Origin of the sequence: Helicobacter pylori (assembly GCF_014496965.1) — a bacterium.
GTDB lineage: Bacteria > Campylobacterota > Campylobacteria > Campylobacterales > Helicobacteraceae > Helicobacter > Helicobacter pylori_CZ.
This window is the reverse complement of record NZ_JACTCR010000003.1, coordinates 128,658-138,395: the sequence shown is the minus strand read 5'-3', so window position 1 is coordinate 138,395 and position 9,738 is coordinate 128,658. Positions and strand designations below refer to the sequence as shown.

1 protein-coding gene is annotated in these 9,738 nt (G+C 39.8%); it reads right to left on the bottom strand.

Annotated elements, in window-relative coordinates; genetic code table 11:
- Positions 1 to 159 precede the first annotated feature (159 nt).
- Positions 160 to 9,738 carry a vacuolating cytotoxin domain-containing protein gene (locus H7O61_RS02310; protein ID WP_187875024.1) on the bottom strand — a complete coding sequence of 3,193 codons (9,579 nt, stop codon included), beginning with the start codon at positions 9,736 to 9,738 and terminating at the stop codon, positions 160 to 162.

Below are 9,738 nucleotides of genomic sequence, written 5' to 3'. Positions count from 1 at the left end.
TAGCAACTTCAACATTTTTCATTATTGGTGGCATTATTTTATTTTTACTAAGTGCTAATCGCATGTTACTAACACCAAAAGAACGCATGCGTTAAATCCTTAATCCCACCATTTATCAATTGTTTAATGGCTCTCAAAAAAGGGGTAAGCCCCCACCTTTTAAAACGCTAAACGCATTCCAATATTTCCTATAATATCTATCATTTTGTAATCCAATCCAAACCTAGCCCCCACCCCAGCGTTCGCATAAAAGCTTTTAAACAACCTCACTTCCCCGCCCGTAGTGATGCTCGCAAAAGTGTTATAAAGATCGCCTTTCCTATAACTCAAAGTGTTGTTACCAATAAAACGCACCAATTTATCCCCCATAGACCTTACAAGCAAATCCCTACCAACGCCGCCAATTGCATAAAAATAAGAGTTTGTGTTGAAATAATGGCGGTTCTCCAAAGCAAAATCAATCGTTAAAACGGATTTTTTAGACGGATCGGCGTTCGCTTTAAACTGGTTATAGAGCGCGTTATTCATCACCCCTTCTAAACCGGTCATGCCAATATAGTAATACCTTAAACCAATTTGAGGTTTTAAAATGATGTTTTTGTTTTTAAACATGAAATCATACCCGTAATTGACTTTCGCGTTCGTCGTCCATGTGCTGTATTTATAAGACTGATTGATCATAGAAAGCAGAGTGTCGTTGGAGCTGATTTGGGTTTTATTAGCCCCCCAAGTTTCATTGACGCTAAAAGTCAGCTCGCTCTTTTTGATAAAAGCCCTAGCATACAAGCCCACATCCACATTATCGGATTTAGAATTAGTGATACGTTCATAAAACCCGCTATACCCATAAGCCGCATACCCTCCAACAATTACCCCTCTAACAAAGCGATCATAGCCCACATTGACACCATAGAGCGTTCCTGTGCCATTTTCCACAAAGCTCACGCCCCCAACACCGGTCGCCCAAAGGTTGTTTTTTAGTTTATCCCTTTGAGAGTATTTTAAAATCACATCCATCGCGTTAGGGGTCGCATCAGCAAATCTTTGGTTTTTGAGACTGCTCAAGCGTTCGCTAAAATCCGTTGAGTCAAAAGAAGCGAAATTAGAAAGCTTGGCTAAACGGCTCATTTGTTGCGTGTAAGTGTTGAGCTGTAAAACATCGGTGGAATTGTTTTTAAGATTGGAGTTAGAGAGCATTCCTAAAGCGCTGGTAATATCTTTCATTAAAGTAACAATGTGTTCAGTGGGATTGTCTTGCAAATAATAAGGAGCGAACAAGGGATTACCCCCCTTAGCCGCAAAAAGCTCACTCAACCACATAATGGAATTATTGCCCGCAGATTTGATCGCATTCAAACCAGCACTGCCTTGAATGCGTTTAACATAATACTCCAAACTAGGGGCTTGAATGCTCATGGGTTTATCAGAGACGGTAACTTGAACTTTATCATAAAGGATAGATGAATACACCATTTGCCCTTGATTGTCTTTAAAGCTTACCACAAGACCCCCATCTTTAATACTAACCGGTTGGTTGTCATAGCTTAACGAATCGCCATTCAATTGCATGCGTTTGCCGTTAAAATCAATGAGGGTGTAAAGTTTGAGGTAATCGCTCAAGCTCCCCCCAAGAATCGTTTGATTATCATAGCCATAAACCATGCGATTAGCGTTAATAAGCGTATAAGCGCCTTGCTTGAGTTGGGTGTTAAAGTTGATTAAGGCTTGATTGTTATAAGACATGATCGTGGAAGTGCCAGTTACATTGATAATCGTTTGATGGGTGGGGTTATTAAGATTAAAGATTAATGGCCCTTTGCTGTTAAAATTCCCCCCCACATCCAAACCATTTTCATTCGTGCTTAAAGTTGCACCCTTGGCCACATTGAAATTACCGCTAATATTAGCCCTGTAATTAGAGTTGTTATTAAAAGCGTTATTCACGATCAAATTATTCGCCCTTAAAAGAGCGTTTGGCCCCAAATCCAAAGTCCCAATCGTGGTATTTTGTAAGACTTTTGAAAAATCCACTAATCCATTCGCTTTAATGGTTCCTAAGAAAGCGAAATTATTCGCATTCACTTCTAGCGTTTCATTAGTTGGGGCTGTCGCGCTTGAAGAAGAATTAGTTTGAGTGGTTTTCCCTTTAGCGGCCATGCAATCTAAAACATTCACGCAAATCTGACCTTTTTGAACGCTAATATCATTTCGTGGCGCATTGAGCGTTAAGCCGTTGGTAGCGTTTAAAGTGTCTAATGAAATATTAGAAAAAGTTTTAGAAATCAATGAAAGCCTGCCCTGATACTGCGTGAAATTAATGGTGTTTTTCCCGTTAAAAATAATGGACTTGCCCGCTACAAAATTCAGTTCCCCCCCTGTGGCGTTACTAAACGAGCTGTTATTCACAAACACATGGTTTTTAGCCACGAAGTTGAAATTCCCTTTTTGCCAAAGATTGTGCAACCCCCTAGAGCCTAGCAAAGATCCAAAGCCCAATTGTTTCAACTCATCTTGTAAGGATTTAGGCAGTATGGATCCCAAACCTTGATGATAAACGCCTCCAAAGCCCTTATCAGCGATGATTTTATTGATCATTTGCCCTAAAACTTGATTGCTCATGATTTTATTCACTACGCCATCGCCTAATAAATCGTTTAACGCTTTTTCGCCTATGCTAGAAATAATGCTAGATAGCTCTTCGCTGGGGTTAGTGATGCTATTTAAAGCGATATTCACTAAAACGCTCAAATCCTGCGGGCCGAGCCAAGAAATGAGCTTATTGATTAGGGGGGCTTGATTGATCATTTGATTTAAAATATCCCCAAAAGTCGTTTTATCTAAGAAACTCTGTAAGTCTTTGGCATCAGAGCTAGAGCCTATTTTATCCAGGGCTTGATTCAAGCCTCCAGGCACAAAATTATTGGCAAAAGAACTCAAGCTTTGCTTGCCATACCAGTTATTGATGAAATTCTCTACATTTTCAATCCCTAAAGTTTTAACGATGAATTTTTCAAACCCTGAAGAATGGGCTTGGATTTGCTCTAAAAGCATTTGATCAATTTCTTTTCTTTTTATAGGATCTAGCGCGTTTAAAAGCCCGTTTTCACCAAAAACATCGCCCACCGTTTTAGAATTTAAAATTTCCATGATCGCGTTTTTAAAAGCGCTCACGCCTAAGAGGTTATTCACTTCAGTAGGGCTAAGCAAAGAGCTTAAAGTCTTAGATCCAAAATCTTTAGGGATCATGTTGGCTAAATCTTTAGGGATAGCGTTATCATTCAAACTCTCTTCATAAATAATATTAGAAAGGATATTCCCCAAGCCTTTTTCCCCAAAAAGCTTATCAATGCCCTCTTTGCCTAAATAAGAAAAGATCTTATCGGTCCCTTGAGCGTCAATATTGGCTTGATTGAACACCAAATTCGTCGCGCTTTCAAAAGACACATTCGCGCTCCCTCCGCTCCCCCAAGCGTTCCCGCTGCCGATGGTTCCGGTAATGTAAATGTTTTTAGCCTTAAAATTAGCGTTAATGTAACCCAAATAAGGCGCGCTAGAATGGAGCAATTGCCCTAAATTAGTCTGCCTAAACATCTGGCAAGTGTTATCCCCAACCGCGCATGGATTTTTATACCCATCGCCTCCAAACCACACCACGCTATTCGTATTCGTTTGCCCTTCTTTGATCGCCCCCACTACGAGACTGCCTTGAGAAAAATGATAATTAGTCGTGTTAGAAAAATTATTGATGATCTTCAATAAACTCTTCCAATTCGCTTGGTTTAAAGTAATGCCATATTCTTTTAAGATACTAAAAATCGTTTCAAAGCTATCCGGGCTATTGAGATTGAGATTGTCTAAAGCCCCTGAAGCGATAAGCTTAGCCACTTTAGGCAAAAATTCTTTACCTAAATTAGCGATCACGCTTAAATCCTGCTTAGTGATAGCCTGATTATAGATGTGTAAGGCTTGTAAGGGTTGGTTTTGCGCGTTATAAGTCCCGGGTATCTCATTATTCTTACCAAAGCCTTTGATACTGCTACTCAAATAATAAGTGCCGGCTTTATCGCTTGTGTAATTATAGGAATTAGAGCTTTCATCATAAGGGTTTTGTTGGTAATCATACAAGCTAGGAGCGAGATTGAACATCGCATTATTAGAAGCGCCGTTTTGAGAGATCTGCACTTTCAAGCGGTTATTATGTAAGGTTTCGGTAATGGTTTCAGTCGTGTTGAGCGGGTTAGTGAAACTCCAAGAATGAACGCCGTTATTGAACGAGTAATCGGCCTTTTCAATCTGGATGCCATAAAAACGGATCTTCTCATAGCCGTTATCCCCCATTAAGCCGCTAATATTTTGGGCTTGCAACACATCATAAACGGAAGCTTTTTTATCCCCCCCAAATAGATTCATATAAGACAGATTCAAAATCCCTTGAGATCCAAAACTAAAATTCCCTTTAGCGTTGATCGCTAGATTGTTACTGCTATTGCCTAAAAGGTTTAGAGTGCTGTTTAAAAGAACGCTTTGAAAATTCAGGGCGCTGTTATTGCCTAAATCAAATGAAGCGTCTGCATTAAAAGTCGCCGAATGAGTGAAAGAAATTTGAGAATTATTAGCGTAGAAATTCACAGGGGCGTTAAAAACGCTATTGCCATTGAAATTTAACAAGCTTGAACCGTTGAGATTGAAATTCGTTTCCCCTTCCACGCTAAGAGCGTTAAAGCTCGCTTGAGAACTTTCAGCCAAATTCATCGTAGAGTTATTTTCAAAAGTGGAAGCCCCTTGGAAATTCAAATGGATATTTTTAGCCCTTAAATTGAGCGTGGCTTGATTAAAGTTTGTGTCCCCTTTGAAATTAATAAGGCGTGCAGAGTTGCCAAAATTGGGCGTTTTACCAAATAGCGGAATGCCATAAAAGGTTACATTAGCGTTATTGAAATTCGCTTGATTGAAGCTGACTTGAGCGTTAGGGTTTAAATTCAAGTAAGACACCCCGTTAAAAGCGGTCGTGCCGTTAAAATTCGCTACGCTGTTGTTGTAAAAAGAAAGGCTTGAAGCGTTTTCTAAAGTCGTTTGGGTCTGATCCCCCCCAATATTAATAGCCGCATTGGGTTTGACTGAAAGCCTGGAATGATTGAAAGTAACATTCCCATTCAATGAAGACTGATTCACGTTTTTAGACACATCAACCACCATTTGAGTGTTATTGAAAATAATGTTATTAGCCTTCAAATCATAGCGAATGCCCCCTCCTAAAATGGAATCAGTGAAAATCAAATCCGTATTCGCAACCATGTTCACATACGACGAACCGCTCTCAGTCGCCCCATTAATATTAGTCCAGCCGCTAAAAGTGGTGTTTTCAAAAACCATGCGCCCTGAGTTAAAATTAAAGCCTCCCCATGTGAAATCCCTAAAGTTAGAGTTTTTAATCTCCATAGAAAGCCTGGAATTAAAATTCGCCCATGAATGCTGGCTTGCGCTGGTTTGTAAGCCCATAGCCACGGTTTGGAAATTCGTGTAATTCAACCCGTCAGCACTCAAGGTTTCATCAGCGTTAAAATTAATCGTTGCCCCACCGCCGGCGTTAGGGTTGCCGACATTAAAGTTATTCGTTAAAAAGATATTAGTCGCGTTGAAATTGCCATGCAAATACAGCAAATTATTCTTACCAAACCAAATCGAGCCGCCATTGTCATTGGCTTTTTCTTGAGCGCTCCCTAAAAGCAAAGTCCCTACCACCGTAGCCCCAAAATTCAGCGACCACGCAAAAGCGCTAGAGCCAACAAGGTTTTGATTTTTATAGGGTGCGATATAGCACACGCCAACGCACACCGGGGTTTTTCCAGGCACAAAATCAAATTGCTTCCTCACCTGATTCCAAATATCCTTAGAATCAGCGTCTGTGTGGAAAGGCGAAGAATGGATAGTGAAATATTTATAGGTGATAGAGCCCGGATTAAAAGTCTCTTCAAAAACAAATTTTTGGCCGTTGCTCTGCGTGAATTGCACAAAATAAGTGTTGTTATCCGTTCTTAATAGAGTCCCTCTCTCGCCACCATAATGGATCAAATCCCATAAATTTTTTGAAAAAACATTATCCGCTAAAGCTTGGTTATTGTATTTGATGCTATCCCCGCTTAAAAGCGTGTAAGTGGTTTTATCGGTCAAATCCCTTTCAATATTAAAAATACTATCATTTTCAATAGAAACTGATCCTTTAAGACGGCTGAAAGGATCGCTGTTAATGAGCGTGTTTGTGCCTTTAAAAGTAACATTTTTAGTGTCGTTAAACGAATAGCTACCGCCATTAAACGAGTTGTTATTGAAAATAAGGTTTTGCACTCTGGCGTTGATATTATAGGAATTGAAGGTGTTGTTTTCTAATGTTAGGGAATTTCCGGCGCTGTTTTCACCCCCCTTATAAATCAAAGTGCCATTATCGTTGAAATTAACATTTTTAATCACTGCATTCCCATTAGCGTTAGCGTTATCCACGCCAAAATTCCCCCCCCCACTCACAGACCCTTTATCCCAAGTGATATTATTGGCTTTAAGGTTAAAGCCTCCATTAGGGGTTTGGTTGCTAAAATTTGCGTTTGTTACGTTCAAATTGCCATTATTAACAATGAAATTCATCCATGAATTTTGCAAACCGGCTTTATCGCTATTGAGGTTTGCGTTAGCGATATTCAAACGCTCTTGAGCGTTAAACACTAAAGTCGCGCCCCCACCGGTTTTGGCCCCATTACCAGAGCGAATCGTGCCGGTAATATCAATTTGATTGGCTTTAAAAACGCCTTGAATATAACCCACTAGCCCCCATTCAGCCCCTGAAGTTTTCCCAAAACTCACCACGCTATTAGAAGTGGGATTCGCCCCATTAAGGAAAGGGGTGGTTTGGTTGAACACTAAAACGCTGTTAGTACCACTATAATCTTGCGTGAAAACACCTGTGCCAGCGATCTTCCAAGTCGTCATGCCGTTGAGATAGAACACGGTGTTACTGGCGTTGTTATTGACATTTTTGAGATGAAATACCTCATTATGGATATTCACGCAATGCGTATAACCTAGAGTGCATAAACGAGTGAGTGTGATCCCGTTATTAAAATTTTCTTTAATGTAGTAAGTCAAGCCGTTATCGGTGAATTGGACATTATAAATTCTAGCGCTGTTTAGCGCGGTTTTATTTTCATCCACTAATTTACCGCTAGGGTTTTCCCCACTAGTCCAGCGCAGCATTTGATACAAAGCGTTATTGTTGTCCTTATAATCCACGCTTTTAGCGTTAAGCAATTGATAAGTCGTGCCTACGCTCAAACCACTCAATAGCCCTTGCATGTTGAAAACAACGCCCTTACTGAAGGTAAAATCCGTTTGAGCGCCATTTATTTTGAATTGGTCATTCACATTAAAAGTGTCGTTAGTAAAACTGGCTTTAGGGGTATTGTTGAAATTAAACACGCCCCCATTAAAAACATTCCCATTAAAATCCACTTGCTTAGCGTTAAAACTAAACGATCCGCCATTAAACGAGTTGTTATTAAAAGCGCTTGTCTGCTCTGCATGGTTGAAATTAAACGAACCGCCATTAAATTTGTCTTCAGTAAAGGTGTTATTCGCGCCATCAAAAGTGTAAGAAGCGTCGCTTAAAACGGATTTTTCAATGGTGGTTTTGCCCTGGAATTTGAAATTCCCTGCTAAAAAGTTCGTGTTTTTAAAGGTGTAAGAATTTTCAGCGCCTTGAAATTTGTAATAAGCCTTGTTGAAATTCACGCTATCAAAAACGCCATTACCGGTAAAATCATACCCCCCACCTGTCCAGTCGTAAAAATCAGACTGAGAAACGTTGATCTTACCACTCCCAGAGCCATCCCCTAAGGCGATAAAAGTCATGTAAGAGTTTTGCGAAGTGGTTTTTAGGTTTTTAAAATCAGCCCCAGCGATATTAACTTCAGTCGCGCCCACAAAATTCAAAGTCGCCCCCCCACCGGTTTGAGCGCCATTACCAGACATCATGTTACCGGTGATATAAACCCTATCGGCTGTGAAAGTGCCGGTGATATAGCCCGTTTTCCCCCAATTGACTCCCTCATACCCCCCAAAACGCACCGTGCTGTTAGATTTAGGGATACTGCCATTAGCCCAAGGAGTCGTAGCGTTAAAGACTAAAGCGCTATTTTTCCCGCCATAGGTTTGAGCAAATCTCGCATTAGTGTAATTCCAAGTGTTCAAGCCGTTAAGATAAAAAATCGTATCAGCCCTATTATCGTTAATATTTTTTAAATTAAAGACATTGTCATGGATATTCACGCTATTGGTGTAATAAATATTGTTCGCGCCATAATAGACGGATTGTAAAACAATGGAATCAGGACTAAAAATTTGCCTAAAATGATAGAGCGTGCCACCTAAATTGTAAGTTACATAGTAAGTGTGGGTGTTGTTATTGGAAGTGGCGTTTTTGCTATTGTCTTTTGTGGCTTGCGTGTTTTTAAGCCTGATGATATTCCATAAATTATTCACATCATTGTAAGCGATAGAGCCATTTTTCATGCTAAAAAGCGTGTAAGCGCTCCCTACGCTAGGCGTGTAATTTTGAATATTAAAAATCGCATTAGGATTAATGGTAACTTTACCGGTCATATTGACAAAGGGTGAAGTGGGGTTATTGATCGTGGTTGTGCCTTGAAAATTAACATGAGCATCAGATCTATTAAAAACGAACCAACCCCCATTAAAGGTCAAGTTATTAAAAGTAATATTACTTGCATTAAGAATGTAAGCATTCCCTATGGTGTTAGCGTTGCCATTAGGCATGCTCCCTAGAGTGCTGTTATTAAAGGTAACGCTATTAACGTTAAGATTGAGTTTGTAATGATTGATATTAGAGTTAATAAAGGTGATACTCCCTCCAATACCATTCCCACCCTTATAAGTGAGCGCGCCGTTATTATTGAAAGTTACCCCGCTAATGGTGGTTGCGCCATTGCTATCCACGTTATCAAAGCCAAAATTCCCGCCATTGATTGTTCCGCCATTATAAGTAATCTTTCGCCCCATAACATTAAAGCCCCCATTAGGGGTTTGGTTGCCAAAATCCGTGTTTGTCAAATTCACGCTATTGTTGGAAATCAAATTGATCCAAGAAGTTTGCATCCCAGCTCTGTTATTTTGAAAATAAGCCCCGTTAGCGCTTAATTCGTTTGAGCTTTCAAAAACAAGTATCGCCCCTCCGCCGGTTTTTAGCTCATTACCCGATCCAACAGCTCCTGTGATAAAAATATCTCTAGCCTTAAAAACCCCTGTAATAAAACCTATATAGCCCTTTTCCCCAAACCACACAGAAGAATTATTAGGCGTTGAAGAAGCGTTTTTTGTCCCTATATATAACTTACTATTATTATAGTTTTGCGTAAAACTCCTACTCCCCCCAGCCCAAGTGCGTAAGGGGCTGACATAGTAGGATTTGTTGCTGTGATTTTCATTCACGCTATTGAGCCAATACACTGAACTATTATAATCTTCAGCGCTCAAAGCCGAAACAAACCCTAGCCCTAAGAAGATTTTTTGATTGAGAGATAGAGAAGAATTTGAATGTGTTTTAAATGCATGAGCGATTAAAGGCGAGTTTTTGATTTTATATTTTTTAGCGATTTTCTTTTTAACGCCCTTAAAAGAGCGGTTTTTAAAGCGTTCATTCTTTAAATCTATTTTGCTACTTCTATAAGTCAT